Below are 15661 nucleotides of genomic sequence, written 5' to 3'. Positions count from 1 at the left end.
TGTCTTTTTGTATTGATTGAAACTTAAGCTGCGATCTGTTTATCAATCGCTGCCCATTAACGCTATTTTTTAATTCCAGGTTAAGAGGTTCTCATGCATATTACATACGATCTTCCGGTTGCTATTGAAGATATCCTCGAAGCGAAAAAAAGATTGGCAGGTAAAATATATAAAACGGGGATGCCGCGCTCAAATTATTTCAGTGAACGATGCAAAGGCGAAATCTTCCTTAAGTTTGAAAATATGCAGCGCACCGGTTCTTTTAAAATTCGCGGCGCGTTTAATAAACTCAGCTCGCTGACCGATGCCGAAAAGCGCAAAGGCGTGGTGGCGTGTTCCGCCGGTAACCATGCGCAGGGCGTTTCGCTCTCCTGCGCTATGCTCGGTATTGACGGCAAAGTGGTGATGCCGAAAGGCGCGCCAAAATCGAAAGTTGCCGCCACCTGCGACTATTCGGCGGAAGTAGTGCTACATGGCGATAACTTTAACGACACTATCGCCAAAGTCAGCGAAATTGTCGAAATGGAAGGGCGTATATTTATTCCTCCCTACGATGACCCGAAAGTGATAGCCGGCCAGGGGACTATTGGTCTGGAAATCATGGAGGATTTATATGATGTCGATAACGTTATTGTGCCGATTGGCGGCGGCGGTTTAATTGCCGGTATCGCGGTGGCGATTAAATCGATCAACCCGACTATTCGTATTATTGGCGTACAGTCGGAAAACGTTCACGGCATGGCCGCCTCGTATTACGCCGGAGAAATTACCAATCATCGCACTAATGCCACCCTTGCTGACGGTTGCGACGTTTCTCGTCCGGGAAATATTACCTATCAGATCGTGCGTGAATTAGTCGACGATATTGTGCTGGTTAGCGAAGACGAAATTCGCAACAGTATGGTCGCACTTATTCAACGCAATAAAGTGATTACCGAAGGGGCCGGGGCGTTAGCCTGTGCCGCATTATTAAGCGGTAAGCTGGACAGCTATATCCAGAACCGAAAAACCGTCAGCATTATTTCCGGCGGTAATATCGACCTGTCTCGCGTATCGCAAATTACTGGTTTAGTTGACGCTTAATCTTTTTGATGAGGATAGGATATGAGTACTACAGATAGCATTGTATCCAGCCAGACAAAAGAGTCGTCCTGGCGCAAATCGGACACCACCTGGACCCTGGGCTTATTCGGCACCGCCATTGGCGCCGGGGTATTATTCTTCCCGATCCGCGCCGGCTTCGGCGGCCTGATCCCCATCTTACTGATGTTAGTGCTGGCCTACCCGATCGCCTTCTATTGCCACCGGGCGCTGGCGCGGCTGTGCCTATCCGGCTCAAATCCTTCCGGCAACATCACCGAAACGGTAGAAGAGCACTTTGGTAAAACCGGCGGGGTGGTGATTACCTTCCTTTATTTCTTTGCGATTTGCCCGCTGCTGTGGATTTACGGCGTGACAATCACTAATACCTTTATGACCTTCTGGGAAAACCAGCTGCAGTTGCCGGCGCTGAACCGTGGTTTTGTCGCGCTGTTCCTGCTGCTGCTAATGGCGTTCGTCATCTGGTTCGGTAAAGACCTGATGGTGAAAGTGATGAGCTATCTGGTATGGCCATTTATCGCCAGCCTGGTGCTGATTTCGCTGTCGCTGATCCCTTACTGGAACTCCGCGGTTATCGATCAGGTCAATTTAAGCGAGATTTCGCTAACCGGTCACGATGGCATTCTGGTTACCGTCTGGTTGGGTATTTCGATTATGGTGTTCTCGTTTAACTTCTCGCCTATTGTCTCTTCATTCGTGGTTTCCAAGCGCGAAGAGTATGAAAAAGAGTTTGGTCGCGAGTTCACCGAGCGCAAATGTTCTCAGATTATCTCTCGCGCCAGCATGCTGATGGTGGCCGTGGTAATGTTCTTTGCCTTCAGCTGCCTGTTTACTCTGTCGCCGCAGAATATGGCCGATGCCAAGGCGCAGAATATCCCGGTGCTCTCATACCTGGCGAACCACTTCGCCTCGCTGTCCGGCACCAAATCCACCTTTGCCACGGTGCTTGAATATGGCGCGTCAATCATTGCGCTGGTGGCGATTTTCAAATCCTTCTTCGGCCACTATCTCGGCACGCTGGAAGGCCTGAACGGTCTGGTGCTGAAGTTTGGCTACAAAGGCGATAAAACCCGCGTTTCCAGCGGCAAGCTCAACACCATCAGCATGATCTTTATCATGGGCTCAACGTGGATTGTCGCCTACGCCAACCCGAACATTCTCGATCTGATTGAAGCGATGGGCGCGCCGATTATTGCCTCACTGCTGTGCCTGCTGCCGATGTACGCCATTCGTAAAGCGCCATCGTTGGCTAAATATCGCGGCCGCCTGGACAACGTCTTCGTCACGGTAATCGGTCTGCTGACCATTCTGAACATCGTTTACAAACTGTTTTAATTAAGCTCAGGACGAGCGGAGTGATGACATGAATGAATATCCGGTAGTACTGGTCATTAACTGCGGCTCGTCTTCAATTAAATTTTCAGTACTTGATGCCGCCAGCTGTGAAGTATTAATGGCTGGTATTGCAGATGGCATTAATTCTGAAAATGCGTTCCTGTCAATAAATGGTGGAGAGCCGGCTAAGCTGGCTCACCGCAGCTATGAGGGCGCATTGAAGGCGATCGCATTTGAATTAGAAAAACGAGATTTAATGGATAGCGTGGCGTTAATTGGCCACCGTATCGCGCACGGCGGCAGCATATTTACCGAATCGGCGATCATTACCGATGAGGTTATCGATAATATTCGCCAGGTGTCGCCGCTGGCGCCGCTACATAATTACGCCAATCTCAGCGGTATTGAATCAGCGCAGCAGTTATTCCCCGGCGTACTGCAGGTGGCGGTGTTTGATACCAGCTTTCATCAGACGCTGGCGCCAGAGGCATTTCTTTACGGCCTGCCGTGGGACTATTACCAGCGATTGGGCGTGCGTCGCTATGGTTTCCACGGCACCTCGCACCGTTATGTGGCTCAGCGCGCGCTGGCGCTGCTTGATTTACCCGAGCAGGATAGCGGGCTGGTCATTGCTCATCTTGGCAACGGCGCGTCGATTTGCGCGGTACGCAACGGCCACAGCGCGGACACCTCGATGGGCATGACGCCGTTGGAAGGTTTGATGATGGGCACCCGCAGCGGGGATGTCGATTTTGGCGCGATGGCGTGGATTGCCGGCGAAACTAACCAGACGCTCAGCGATCTGGAACGCGTGGTGAATAAGGAGTCCGGATTGTTGGGGATATCCGGATTGTCATCCGACCTGCGGGTGCTGGAAAAAGCCTGGCATGAGGGGCATGAACGCGCGCGGTTGGCGATTAAAACCTTTGTGCATCGTATTGCCCGCCACATTGCCGGCCATGCCGCCTCGCTACGCCGCCTTGACGCGATTATTTTTACCGGCGGCATCGGCGAAAATTCGGTATTAATCCGCCAACTGGTGATTGAGCATTTAGCGGTATTCGGCGTCAGCCTGAACGATGCGTTAAATAAACAACCCAACTCCGCCGGTGAACGTATTATTTCTTCCCGCGAGGCTCGAGTGATATCTGCAGTCATACCCACCAATGAAGAGAAGATGATTGCGCTCGATGCCATTCATTTAGGCAAAATTAATGCATCCCTGGAATTTGCTTAATTACGTTGTTGTCCTGTAGAGAGATTATTTTTCATGAAGGTAAATATCGATACCAGCGATATGCTGTACGCCGAAGCATGGCACGGATTTAACGGTACGGACTGGAAAGAAGAAATTAATGTCCGTGACTTTATTCAGCACAACTATACGCCATATACCGGGGATGAATCGTTCCTCGCACAGGCGACGCCGGCGACGACCGCGCTGTGGGAAAAAGTGATGGCTGGCATTCGCGTAGAGAACGCCACCCACGCGCCGGTTGATTTTGATACCAATATCGCCACCACCATTACCGCTCACGATGCCGGCTATATCGACCAGGCGCTGGAGAAAATTGTCGGTCTGCAAACGGATAAACCGCTCAAGCGCGCGCTACATCCGTTTGGCGGCATTAACATGATTAAAAGCTCGTTTGATGCCTATGGCCGGGAAATGGATAGCCAGTTTGAATATCTGTTTAGCGAGCTGCGTAAAACCCACAATCAGGGGGTATTTGACGCCTATTCGCCCGATATGCTGCGCTGCCGTAAATCCGGCGTGTTGACTGGCCTGCCGGACGGCTATGGCCGCGGGCGTATTATTGGCGACTACCGCCGGGTGGCGCTATACGGCATTCGCTACCTGGTGCGGGAACGTGAGCTACAGTTTGCCGATCTGCAGGCAACGCTCGAGCGCGGGCAGGATCTGGAAGCCACTATTCGTCTGCGTGAAGAGCTGGCGGAGCACCGCCGCGCGCTGCTGCAAATGCAGGAGATGGCGGCGAAATATGGCTGTGATATCTCCCGCCCGGCGCGCAACGCCCAGGAAGCGGTACAGTGGTTGTACTTCGCCTATCTGGCGGCGGTGAAATCGCAAAACGGCGGCGCGATGTCGCTGGGGCGCACCGCCTCTTTCCTCGATATCTATATCGAGCGCGACTTCCACGCCGGGATCCTCAATGAACAACAGGCCCAGGAGCTGATCGACCACTTCATTATGAAGATCCGCATGGTGCGTTTCCTGCGTACGCCGGAATTCGACACGCTGTTCTCCGGCGATCCCATCTGGGCAACCGAAGTGATTGGCGGGATGGGGCTGGATGGCCGCACGCTGGTGACTAAAAACTCTTTCCGCTATCTGCATACGTTGCACACCATGGGCCCGGCGCCGGAACCTAACCTTACCGTATTGTGGTCTGAAGCGCTGCCGATTGCCTTTAAGAAATACGCCGCCCAGGTCTCGATCGTCACTTCCTCGCTACAGTATGAAAACGATGACCTGATGCGCGCCGATTTCAACAGTGATGATTACGCCATTGCCTGCTGCGTCAGCCCGATGGTCATCGGCAAACAGATGCAGTTCTTCGGCGCGCGCGCCAACCTCGCCAAAACGCTGCTGTACGCAATCAATGGCGGGGTGGATGAGAAACTCAAAATCCAGGTCGGGCCGAAAACCGCGCCGCTGATGGACGACGTGCTGGATTACGACAAAGTGATGGCCAGCCTCGATCATTTTATGGATTGGCTGGCGGTGCAGTACATCAGCGCGCTGAACATCATTCATTACATGCATGATAAATACAGTTATGAAGCCTCGCTGATGGCGCTGCACGACCGCGATGTATACCGCACCATGGCCTGCGGGATTGCCGGTCTGTCGGTGGCGGCGGATTCGCTTTCGGCTATTAAGCACGCGAAGGTGAAACCCATCCGTGACGACAGCGGCCTGGCGATCGATTTTGAGATTGAAGGCGATTATCCGCAGTATGGCAATAACGATCGGCGCGTTGATAGTATCGCCTGCGATCTCGTTGAACGTTTCATGAAGAAAATTAAGGTGTTGCCGACCTACCGTAACGCGGTGCCGACGCAGTCGATTCTGACGATTACCTCAAACGTGGTGTACGGTCAGAAAACTGGTAATACCCCGGATGGCCGCCGCGCCGGTACGCCGTTTGCGCCGGGGGCAAATCCGATGCATGGCCGCGATCGTAAAGGGGCGGTCGCTTCGTTGACTTCCGTGGCTAAGTTGCCGTTCGCCTACGCGAAGGACGGGATCTCTTATACCTTCTCGATTGTCCCGGCGGCGTTAGGCAAAGAGGCGAGCGTCCGGCAAACCAACCTCGTCGGTCTGCTTGATGGCTACTTCCACCACGAAGAGCGGATCGAGGGCGGTCAGCATCTGAACGTCAACGTGATGAACCGCGAGATGCTGCTGGATGCCATAGCTCATCCGGAAAATTATCCGAACCTGACCATCCGCGTCTCTGGCTATGCGGTGCGCTTTAATGCGCTGACCCACGAACAGCAGCAGGATGTCATTTCGCGAACCTTCACCCAGGCGCTGTAACGCAACGGGGCGACGATCATGGTCGCCCCATTTTTTTCGTGGCTATGAAACCTGGTCTTCACTACACGGTAAACCGAGGTGTGAATATGATTAGCGCTTTCGATATTTTCAAAATTGGTATTGGCCCTTCGAGCTCCCATACGGTGGGGCCGATGAATGCAGGAAAAAGTTTTATCACCGAGCTGGCGACCCGCGGCAACCTGGCGCAGACTACGCGCATTGTCGTCGATCTGTACGGTTCGCTATCGCTGACCGGCAAAGGACACGCGACCGATGTCGCCATCATCATGGGGCTGGCCGGAAATAGTCCGCAGGATGTCGATATTGACGCCATCCCGGCATTTATTCAGCGGGTGACAGAGAGCGGCCGTCTGCCGGTGGCGAAGGGGAGCCGACAGGTCGATTTCCCGCTGCCGGAGAGCATCGTATTTCATGATAGCGCGCTGGCACGCCATGAGAACGGTATGCGCATCAGCGCCTGGGATCATCAGCAGCCGCTACTCAGCAAAACCTATTACTCAATTGGCGGCGGGTTTATCGTTGAGGAGGCATGTTTTGGCCAGACTCACGATGTTGCAACGCCGGTCCCCTTTGATTTCCGCTCCGCCCATCAACTGCTTCAGCTGTGCGAGCACAATGGCCTTTCCATCTCTGGCCTGATGATGCAAAACGAGCTGGCGTTGCGCGATAAGGGACAAATCGATGCCGGTTTCGCCGCCATTTACGCGGTGATGCATAACGGTATTGAGCGGGGAATGAATACCGAGGGCGTGCTGCCGGGGCCGCTCAACGTACCGCGCAGAGCGGCTGCGCTGCGCCGACAGCTGGTGGCCAGCGACAGCCTTTCCCGCGACCCGATGAACGTTATCGACTGGATCAATATGTTCGCGCTGGCGGTGAGCGAAGAGAACGCCGCCGGTGGCCGGGTCGTCACTGCGCCGACCAATGGCGCTTGCGGGATTATTCCGGCGGTTCTGGCCTATTACGACAAGTTTCGCCGCCCGGTCAATGCCAACTCGATTGCCCGCTATCTGCTGGCTGCGGCGGCTATCGGTTCACTGTATAAGATGAATGCCTCTATATCTGGCGCAGAAGTTGGCTGTCAGGGCGAAATTGGCGTGGCCTGCTCTATGGCGGCGGCAGGGTTGACAGAACTGCTTGGCGGCAGCCCGGCGCAGGTATGCAACGCCGCGGAAATTGCGATGGAACATAACCTCGGTCTGACCTGCGATCCGGTGGCCGGACAGGTGCAAATTCCCTGCATCGAACGCAATGCCATCAATGCGGTGAAGGCGGTAAACGCCGCGCGGATGGCGCTCCGTCGTACCAGCGAGCCGCGGGTCTGTCTCGACAAGGTTATTGAGACGATGTATGAAACCGGCAAAGATATGAACGATAAATATCGCGAAACCTCGCGCGGCGGGCTGGCGATAAAAGTGATTTGCGCCTGACGAATCAAAAAGGACTGGGCTGGCGCGCCGCTATCGCTTTACCGCTGACCGGATGATGAAAATGCAGTTCACTGGCGTGGAGCATCAGGCGTGAGGCCTGATGCTCCACCAGCCCTCCGTAGAGATCGCAGCCGAGAATCGGATAGCCGAGATGCTGGCAGTGGATGCGTAGCTGATGGGTGCGTCCGGTTTCCGGCAGCAGCCGCACGCGCGTTACCGCCAGCGAACCACCGGCTATTGGCAACCATTCCCGTGATAGCACCTGATAGCGCGAGCGCGCCGGTTTACCATTACGCGCGCTAATCGCCATGCGCGGAAACAGCGCCGGATCCTTGGCAATCGGCGCGTCTATAATCCCTTCATCTTCCTCTGGATGTCCGCATAACAGGGCGTGATAGACCTTGCTTACCGCCCGCTGGCTGAACTGCTGACACAGCGCGGCGTTGATCGTTTTGTTACGTGCGACCACCATCAGCCCGGACGTCCCGAAATCGAGTCGATGCACCAGCGTGCATCCCGGAAAATCCCGCACCAGGCGATGATGAACTGAATCCTGGTTCTGCGGGTTCTTACCCGACAGGCTGAGCAGGCCGCTGGGTTTGTCGATCAACAACAAATGCGCGTCCTCGTAGAGGATCTTAATCTGCGCGGAACAAGGTGGGGCGATAAAGGTATCAATGACGGTGGACATGGGCAGGCGCTGCATAAGGGTGAGGGGGGATGATAGCGAATCTCTGTCCGGAAGGCGACCTGGGAGTGTACGCTCCGGCACTGAAGACCTTTTTTAAAGTATTGCGATAACAAATTATGCAACCCCCTTTGCAGAGACGAGCTGGCTGTGGTACATAGTTGTTATGTTATAACATAATAAAATCGATAAGTATGCTTAAGAGTGATACTGAAATACTTAGCATCAAGGGGCTGAGTCTGACTGTCAAAAAGGGGACGGTAATACTTGACGGGATTCATTTCTCACTCCGAGCCGGGGAAAAGTTGGCGGTTATTGGACCTAACGGCAGCGGTAAGTCGAGCCTATTAAGAGCCATTATTGGCGAAGTCAATCCGGATAAAGGAACGCTGTACTGGCAGGGGTGTCAACTACGGCATCTGTCGCCACAAGCGCGCGCGCGGAATATTGCCTTCCTGTCGCAAAACGATATCCCCGATTTGCGCCTGACGGTGGAAGAGTATGTTCAATTGGGCCGTTTACCGTATCGCGAATCACCGTCCTCGGCGCAGGGACGGCGCATCGTGGATAGCGTTATTAGTGATACGGGTCTGCAGCCTTTACGCCATCGCCCGCTGGGCAACCTCTCCGGTGGTCAGCGTCAGCGCGCCGCGCTTGCCCGCGCGCTGGCGCAATCCCCCGAATTACTATTGCTGGATGAGCCGACCAATCACCTCGATCCGCTGGCGAGAAGCGAGTTGCTTACCCTGGTAAAGCGCACAGAGGTGGCGGTGATTGCGGTATTACACGATCTTGCCGCGGCTGAAGCCTTTGCCGACCGAATGCTGGTTATCCACCACGGCAAGCAGGTGATTTGCGACGTACCCGAGGCTGCGCTGCACCCCAGCGTAAGCTATCCGGTTTTTGGCATGACCAGTTTTCGCGTGGCGCATCCCGTGAGCGGTAAAGCGCTGCGCATTTTTGAAGTTCCTCATCGCGCTTAATGGCCTCGAGTAAATATGAACAGACTTTTAACTATCTTATGGCTGCTGTTAAGTAGCCCGTTAGCGTTAGCGAATCCATTTCCCGTTACCGTGGACAGCTGCGGTAAACCCATCACCTTTAATCAACCCCCACTGCGTGCGGTAATTAACGATCTTAATATGGCGGAAATGGCCTTCGCGCTCGATCTCCAGGATCGGATTGTGGGGCTAACCGGCATCACCGGCTGGTATAAACTCACGCCACAGTTTAAAGCAGCGATGGGGGCCATCCCCGAGCTGGCGCCTAAATACCCGTCGCTGGAAACGCTGCTGGCGGTCCGGCCAGACTTTTTCTTCGCCGGCTGGAACTACGGCATGAAAATTGGCGGCGATGTGACGCCGCAGACGCTGGCGCCATATGGAATTAACGCGCTGGTATTGAGTGAAAGTTGCGTACAGGCCGGCGGGCAGGCAAAGAAAGCCGACATGAGTTTGCTTTACAACGATGAACTCAAGTTGGGCAAGATTTTTGGCAAGCAACAACAGGCAGAAGCGCTGGTGGAAGGGTGGAAACGTCGGCTGGCGAACCTGCCTGTCAGGGCAGCGAATACACCGCCGCAGCGGGTCTTTGTCTATGACTCCGGCGAGGATAAACCCTTTACCAGCGGCAAGTACGGGATGCCGACGGCCATTATCGAGGCGGCCGGGGGACGCAACGTGATGGATACTCTGGACGCGAACTGGACCACGACGAGCTGGGAGGCGGTGGCGGCCAGCGAACCACAGGTGATTATTCTGCTCGATTACCAAACCGGCACGGGAACCGCGGCGCTGCAGCGTGTACTCGAATCTCATCCCCTGATGAAACAGACGCCCGCCGTCCGGCAGCAGCGTTATCTTAAGCTACAGTATGCTGAATTGACTCCGGGTCCGGCGAATATTGCGGCGGTTGAGAAGCTGGCGCACCTCTTATATGCCACGGACGTGAAATGAGGCCGTCAATGCAACGTTTTGTTCTATGGACGGCGCTGGCATCCGTCGTTTTATGCGGCATGATGATAGCGAGTCTGCAGTGGGGGAGTGTGGAACTCTCGTGGCGACAGGTGCTATCCGCGTTGGGCCTGGCATCCGCTCCCGTTGCCGAAATAGTGAAAACTATCGTCATTGACTTACGCCTACCGCGAGTCCTGCTGGCGGCGCTAACCGGCGCGGGGCTGGCGATCGTCGGCTTGCTCTTACAGACCACGACACGCAACGAACTGGCCGATCCGTTTTTGTTTGGCCTGTCTTCAGGCGCTTCCGCTGGCGCGGTGCTGGTGATCACCCGCTTCGGCGATGTACTGGGGCCACTCACGCTGCCGGGCTCGGCTTTCGTCGGCGGGATATTATCCGCGCTGGCGGTGATGATATTGTTTCGCGTCAACCAGCTAAGGCGAGCGGAACAATTAATCATCTGTGGCCTGGCGGTGTCGTTTCTTTTCAGCGCGCTGACCAGCTATCTGGTCTTTTCCGGCGACCAGCGGGCGGCTGGTTCGTTGCTATTCTGGTCATTGGGCGGTCTGGGACTGGCGCGATGGGACAACCTGTTCATTCCCTTATTGAGCCTGGCGTTGTTGAGTGGATTTACCCTGCGCCGCTGGCGGGCGCTGGATGCGCTGTTGGCGGGGGAGCAGACGGCCTGCTCGCTGGGCGTCGAGGTTGAGCGGTTGAGAAGCGAAACCTTCCTCTGCTGCGCGTTGGCTACCGCTTTGCTGGTTTCTATAACCGGGGTTATTGGTTTCGTCGGCCTGATGGTGCCTTATCTGGCGCGTCGGGCCGTTGGCGTCAGGCATCGAATGGCCGTGCCGATGTGCGGTTTGCTTGGCGCGATATTGCTCACTGGCGGCGATATACTCAGCCGAAGCCTGATAGCGAATCAAGAATTACCGATTGGTATTATCACTGCCGGGCTTGGCGGCGCGTTTATTGTCGGGTTGCTGATGCGGGCAACAGGATAAGCCGAGTCAAGGGAAAAAAAGAGATTGACCCATTATTGCGCGTAAATAATGGGTTCTATTATTTAAATGAATATTACTTGCCGGTAATAAAATCATTCTCCACTGTAGAAGGGAGATTTCTCCGGCTAGTGCGCTTTAAGACGAGGTAGAGTGTTTGTAAATAATTCGCCAAAAATATAATTGTGACAAAAAGCCTTTCAGGCCAATATTGCTGCGGCCTGGCGATAAGTGATGATTTATATCAATGGAATAGGCATCATTGGCGCATGCCCCGTCCGTTAGTAAGTTTCTGGTTTAATTTACTGCGAAAAGCACCTATTGCAACGCAATATATTGTCATATTGCAATTGTCAGTTGCTTTGTTTTTTATTCTCTCGGTGAATATTCTTGATATCAATCTAAATATAGTTCATTAATCTGGGTGGTTAACTAAAACCAGCGATTCATTCTGAAACGGTTCGGATATATAAGGAATGTAATGAACGACGCCTTTCCGGGTGAGCGACTCAGTGCCCGTATTCATTCACAATTGGCACTGCATAACGAAATTGAACAGAGGGTTGTCGGGCTGTTGCTTAAATCCCTGAGCGTGAGTCGTTTCAGTAATATTAAAACCCATCCGCTAATCATTCAAGAAAAAATAAATATCAATAATAATAATTCAACTTTTCTCTTTCGAAATACCGTTCGCCAATCATTTAGCGTGGTGAAATTAAATATCGGATTGATGAACACCTTATTGAAGAAGCAAGAGTAACGCACAGGAGGTGCGATGAAGACATTACGACCACTGTGGGGCAGGGGCCAGATGATCTCCCCACAACATTTTCAACAACAGGTGAATCAGGCGGCCTGGCAAAGCGAATGTATCGCCCGTCTGGGCGTGATGAATCCCTGGGGGATTATCCGCGTCGAATTTGACGCCGCATTGCTAAAACAGGGGAAGCTGAAGGCCAGCCACCTCTATATACGCTTTCCTGATGGAACGCTTATCGACAGCGATAATGCTGATGCGCTGCCTGAGGTCATGGTGTTGCCGCAAGCGGAAAGCCGCGAATTAACGGTGGTGCTGGCGCTGCCTCATGAGCATGAAAACGGCGGCAACTGCCTGCAGATGGAACAACGCGCAGAGCGGCCGGTACGTTGGCGTTTGGCCTGGCGAGAAGTACGCAACAGATACGGCGAAGACAGTCGACAAATTGCGGTGATGCTTGCGCAACTGACGCTGCGCACAGCGGATGACAATAACGGCGATTATCAAACCGTCGCCGTCGCCAGATTACGTCGCGACAGTCAGGATTGCTGGTCGTTGGATGAGGACTTTATCCCGCCGCTGCTGAAAGTGTTGGCCAGCCGCTGGCTGCACGAACAAACGGAACAGCTGACGAATCAACTGGGTGTGCGCCTGCAACGCCTGATGGCCATGCGTAGGGAAAGCAATGCCAGGATGGCGGATTTTGCGGTAGCGGATGTATCGCTGTTTTGGCTGCTGAACGCGCTTAACAGCGCGGAGCCGGTGTTGAACCATTTCCTGCGCCATCCGCAGGTACATCCGGAACGGCTGTATGAAGCGCTGGCCAGCCTGGCGGGCAGCCTGTTGACCTTCTCCCTTGACCATACCACGGCGGATATTCCGCCCTATCGCCATCAGGCGTTGACGGAAGTCTTTCCACCGCTGTTCAAATTACTCGGCGTACTGCTCGAAGCCAGCCTGCCATCCCGGGTTGTGGCGATTGAAATGACGCACGATGACCGGCGTAAGCGCTGGCATGCCCGGCTGCACGACCCAAGGCTGCGTGAAGAGGCCGACTTTTATCTCTCAGTACGCTCTGCGCTGCCTGCGGCGCAACTGCTGGAGCAGTTTCCGCAACAGTGTAAAGCCGGTAGCCCCGATGAGGTTGACCGGGTGGTCAACGGTTCGCAGCCCGGCATTCCGCTGAAAGCCATGAGTCATGTTCCCGCCGCCATCCCGCTGCGCCTGGAGAATCAGTATTTCACCCTTGATATGACTCATCCGGCGGCGCAGGCGATGCTGGCGGAAGGGAGTTGCGTCTTTTACGTGCCCGGCCTGCTGGGCGACCCTGAACTCGAACTCTATGCGGTGCTGCGCTCATGACCCAGGATATCAATATTGATGCTCTGCTGGCGGATAGCTGGCTAACGGTGACGGAACTGCGCCTTGGCGCCAAACTGGCCGAGGGGGAGGGGAAACATCTCTGGCAGCGTTGTGTAGACAACATTGAACAGGTGATGGCGCAGCTGGTGACCGCTGATATCAGCGAGGCGAACCGTCAGCATATCCTCTATGCGTGGTGTGCGCTGCTGGATGAAACCGCGAAAGGGCGCAATGAGGAAGATGACGCCTGTATCGCCTGGTACGATCGGCCGCTTGAGGTTAAATATTTTGGCGGCATGGAAGCCGGAGATGCGCTCTATGAGCGCATCCGCCAGGTGCTGCGCGAGCCGGCGCCGGATAACCTCGTTCTGACTTGTTTCCATCGGGTGCTGGCGCTGGGGTTTAAGGGGCGGTATGGCTTCAATGATCCGGCGCGCGCAGCGCTCGTCAGCGCGCTTGACGAGCGTGTACCGCCGTTTGCGGGCGATCCTCAGCAGCCGATTCTGGCGAATCTATCCGGCCGCCGCGGTCTGGCAGACTGGTTGCGTCGTTGGCCGGTCAGTATTGGCGTGTCGCTGGTGCTGGTGGCCGCGTTGTGGTTGGGGTTGAACTACTGGCTGGATGCCCTGGTGGCGGCGTTGCGACTGGGAGGCGGACAATGAGCGCGCGCTATCAGCGCCTGCTCTGGCTGTGGGGCGGTCTGCTGGCGGTGTTGATGATCCTGCTGTTTCTGCCGTTATCCACCGGTGGCCGGGTGCTGGCTGTTGGGTTGACGGCGGCGGGCGTAGCGGCCGGGCTGGTCTACGTCGGGCGCCAACAACGTGAGCGGCCTGCGGATGCCGACTGGCTGGTTGAGCTACCGTCGGCGCCGTATCGACTGCCGATTGTGCTGGTCTGCGGCGACACGGCGGACTGGCCGGGAGAAAGCGCGGTTTATCGTACCTCACAGGGGTGCTGGCTGAGAGTCGCCACCGCCGCGTTGCAGCAGACGGTGCGTTATGTGCGCAATGAGCGCCCGGCGCTCATTGCGCAACTGGCGGTGATGTTCTGCATGCAGCCGCAACAACATGATGATGACGCGGTGCTGGCGGGGCGGCTACGCGAGTTGCGCTGGCAGCTTGCCCAGGCGCGGGGCGATACCCGTCGGGCGATACCGTTACTGCTGAACAGCTCTCTGTCCGGCGCATCGCTGGAACCGTTATGGCAGACAGCGCGTGCCGGAGAGACGTTGCAGGTGTGGCTGCCTGACGGCGTACCGTGCAGCAGCGCAAGCTGGTTGATGCAGGCTGATGGCGCTCATCGCCTGGCGGCGCAGCTTAGGATAAATGCGCTTGCCCGCTTTACGCAGCAGATGGCGTTAAACGTACTGGCGGCGGCAAGCGACGATGTTCCCCCGATCGCTCCGGTGGTCGTACTGTATCATTTCACGCCAGCCGGGGCGCCTGCCGTGGCGGATAATCTATGGCAGCGTTGGCTGTCTGAGCATACTTCCATCAACTCACTACCAGCCTGGTTACCGGAAATTGCTGCAGAAGCGCGGAAACTGCCGGATTTCATTTTACCGATACTGCCGCAGGGCGGCGGCATCACGCCGAAAAGCCGTGCTCTGCGGCGGGCATTCTGTCTGTTCTCCCTCGCGGCCCTGATTGCGCTGTGCTGCAGCGCATGGAACAACCAGCAACTCCTCCAGCGGGTTGGCTTTGATGTTCAGCGCTATGAACGGACGGCGATGGACGACCATGCCGCAAAAGCCCGCGCCGTACAGATTTTGCGTCAGGATGCGGCGCAACTGGACGCCTTCGCGCGTGATGGCGCGCCGCTGGCGCTGGGCCTTGGGCTCTATCGCGGCGAGCGTCTGCGTCAGCCGGTACTGGCAGCAATTCGTTCCTACGTCCCTCCACCTCCGCCGCCGAAAGCGGTAGAAAAAATCGTACCGAAAATTGTCCGTCTCGACAGTATGTCGCTATTCGACACCGGCAAGTGGACGCTTAAACCGGGGTCCACCAAGCTGCTGGTGAACTCGCTGGTGGGGATCAAAGCCAGGCCCGGTTGGCTAATCGTCATCGCCGGACATACCGACAGCGTAGGCGATGATAAATCCAACCAGACACTCTCCCTGAAGCGTGCCGAATCGGTGCGTAACTGGATGCGCGATACCGGCGACGTGCCGGAAAGCTGTTTTGCGGTGCAGGGTTATGGCGAAAGCCGTCCGGTCGCCAGCAACGATGCGCAGCAAGGCCGGGCGCTGAACCGCCGGGTCGAAATTAGCCTGGTGCCGCAGCCCGACGCCTGTCAGGTTTCGACGAACTCCGCTTCAACTCCGGCGGATGGCGCTTTCTAAACCGACCATCTCATGACTCTTCGTACGGACAGGTTTTCCTGTCCGTCGTTTTTGTTGCCGGGTACCGGGGTCAACACAATCTGCCCAACCTTGTGCGCTTTTGGG

At 55.5% G+C, this 15661-nt stretch carries 13 protein-coding genes; 12 read left to right on the top strand and 1 reads right to left on the bottom strand.

Annotation, left to right across the window (positions count from 1 at the left end; all coding sequences use genetic code 11):
• Positions 1-93 precede the first annotated feature (93 nt).
• The 5 genes from tdcB to tdcG all read left to right on the top strand — a co-directional run bounded on the left by tdcB (position 94) and on the right by tdcG (position 7452).
• Complete coding sequence (gene tdcB / locus AC2CGP_RS04620; protein ID WP_015366079.1) at positions 94-1083, top strand: bifunctional threonine ammonia-lyase/L-serine ammonia-lyase TdcB; 990 nt, start codon at positions 94-96, stop codon at positions 1081-1083.
• Positions 1084-1104: 21 nt separating this feature from the next.
• Complete coding sequence (tdcC, locus tag AC2CGP_RS04615) at positions 1105-2436, top strand: threonine/serine transporter TdcC (RefSeq protein WP_020078491.1); 1332 nt, start codon at positions 1105-1107, stop codon at positions 2434-2436.
• 28 nt (positions 2437-2464) lie between these two features.
• Complete coding sequence (gene tdcD, locus AC2CGP_RS04610) at positions 2465-3673, top strand: propionate kinase (RefSeq protein WP_047053816.1); 1209 nt, start codon at positions 2465-2467, stop codon at positions 3671-3673.
• Positions 3674-3706: 33 nt separating this feature from the next.
• Entirely contained in the window at positions 3707-6001 is a 2295-nt protein-coding gene (gene pflB / locus AC2CGP_RS04605) for a formate C-acetyltransferase (RefSeq protein ID WP_015705832.1), read from the top strand.
• An 86-nt stretch (positions 6002-6087) separates the two neighbouring features.
• Positions 6088-7452 carry an L-serine ammonia-lyase gene (tdcG, locus tag AC2CGP_RS04600; protein WP_213760137.1) on the top strand — a complete coding sequence of 455 codons (1365 nt, stop codon included), beginning with the start codon at positions 6088-6090 and terminating at the stop codon, positions 7450-7452.
• A gap of 4 nt (positions 7453-7456) precedes the next feature.
• On the opposite strand, the gene AC2CGP_RS04595 is transcribed toward tdcG, so the two are convergent.
• Positions 7457-8143: an RluA family pseudouridine synthase gene (locus AC2CGP_RS04595; protein ID WP_015705830.1), complete on the bottom strand. Its 687-nt coding sequence runs from the start codon at positions 8141-8143 to the stop codon at positions 7457-7459.
• A gap of 191 nt (positions 8144-8334) precedes the next feature.
• On the opposite strand from AC2CGP_RS04595, the gene AC2CGP_RS04590 reads away from it, so the two are divergent.
• The 7 genes from AC2CGP_RS04590 (at position 8335) to AC2CGP_RS04560 (ending at position 15556) form a co-directional block, all read left to right on the top strand.
• The gene (locus AC2CGP_RS04590) at positions 8335-9123 is read left to right on the top strand and encodes an ABC transporter ATP-binding protein (protein ID WP_213760134.1); all 789 of its coding nucleotides are present in this window, start codon (positions 8335-8337) and stop codon (positions 9121-9123) included.
• Between the two features lie 15 nt (positions 9124-9138).
• Positions 9139-10095, top strand: a complete 957-nt coding sequence (locus AC2CGP_RS04585) for an ABC transporter substrate-binding protein (protein WP_213760132.1) — start codon at positions 9139-9141, stop codon at positions 10093-10095.
• A gap of 8 nt (positions 10096-10103) precedes the next feature.
• The gene (locus AC2CGP_RS04580) at positions 10104-11099 is read left to right on the top strand and encodes a FecCD family ABC transporter permease (RefSeq protein ID WP_072207418.1); all 996 of its coding nucleotides are present in this window, start codon (positions 10104-10106) and stop codon (positions 11097-11099) included.
• A 478-nt stretch (positions 11100-11577) separates the two neighbouring features.
• On the top strand, positions 11578-11856 hold the full coding sequence (locus AC2CGP_RS04575; RefSeq protein ID WP_475702511.1) for a hypothetical protein: 279 nt from the start codon (positions 11578-11580) through the stop codon (positions 11854-11856).
• Between the two features lie 15 nt (positions 11857-11871).
• Entirely contained in the window at positions 11872-13215 is a 1344-nt protein-coding gene (tssK, locus tag AC2CGP_RS04570) for a type VI secretion system baseplate subunit TssK (RefSeq protein ID WP_032714779.1), read from the top strand.
• Entirely contained in the window at positions 13212-13877 is a 666-nt protein-coding gene (gene tssL / locus AC2CGP_RS04565) for a type VI secretion system protein TssL, short form (protein ID WP_213194017.1), read from the top strand. Before tssK ends, tssL begins: the two co-directional genes overlap by 4 nt.
• Entirely contained in the window at positions 13874-15556 is a 1683-nt protein-coding gene (locus AC2CGP_RS04560) for an OmpA family protein (protein ID WP_213760129.1), read from the top strand. Before tssL ends, AC2CGP_RS04560 begins: the two co-directional genes overlap by 4 nt.
• Positions 15557-15661: the final 105 nt, after the last annotated feature.

The sequence above is a fragment of the Klebsiella sp. SYXHC3 genome (assembly GCF_057196925.1).
Note: the sequence above shows the minus strand (reverse complement) of the source record. Positions and strands in the feature narration are given on the sequence as shown.

Bases quoted from the DNA above. Each gene is read 5' to 3' on its own strand.
- AC2CGP_RS04575 (WP_475702511.1), top strand. From the start codon at position 11,578: ATGAACGACGCCTTTCCGGGTGAGCGACTCAGTGCCCGTATTCATTCA.
- AC2CGP_RS04585 (WP_213760132.1), top strand. From the start codon at position 9,139: ATGAACAGACTTTTAACTATCTTATGGCTGCTGTTAAGTAGCCCGTTA.
- pflB (WP_015705832.1), top strand. From the start codon at position 3,707: ATGAAGGTAAATATCGATACCAGCGATATGCTGTACGCCGAAGCATGG.
- AC2CGP_RS04590 (WP_213760134.1), top strand. From the start codon at position 8,335: ATGCTTAAGAGTGATACTGAAATACTTAGCATCAAGGGGCTGAGTCTG.
- AC2CGP_RS04580 (WP_072207418.1), top strand. From the start codon at position 10,104: ATGCAACGTTTTGTTCTATGGACGGCGCTGGCATCCGTCGTTTTATGC.
- tdcC (WP_020078491.1), top strand. From the start codon at position 1,105: ATGAGTACTACAGATAGCATTGTATCCAGCCAGACAAAAGAGTCGTCC.
- tssK (WP_032714779.1), top strand. From the start codon at position 11,872: ATGAAGACATTACGACCACTGTGGGGCAGGGGCCAGATGATCTCCCCA.
- tssL (WP_213194017.1), top strand. From the start codon at position 13,212: ATGACCCAGGATATCAATATTGATGCTCTGCTGGCGGATAGCTGGCTA.
- tdcB (WP_015366079.1), top strand. From the start codon at position 94: ATGCATATTACATACGATCTTCCGGTTGCTATTGAAGATATCCTCGAA.
- AC2CGP_RS04560 (WP_213760129.1), top strand. From the start codon at position 13,874: ATGAGCGCGCGCTATCAGCGCCTGCTCTGGCTGTGGGGCGGTCTGCTG.
- AC2CGP_RS04595 (WP_015705830.1), bottom strand. From the start codon at position 8,143: ATGTCCACCGTCATTGATACCTTTATCGCCCCACCTTGTTCCGCGCAG.
- tdcD (WP_047053816.1), top strand. From the start codon at position 2,465: ATGAATGAATATCCGGTAGTACTGGTCATTAACTGCGGCTCGTCTTCA.
- tdcG (WP_213760137.1), top strand. From the start codon at position 6,088: ATGATTAGCGCTTTCGATATTTTCAAAATTGGTATTGGCCCTTCGAGC.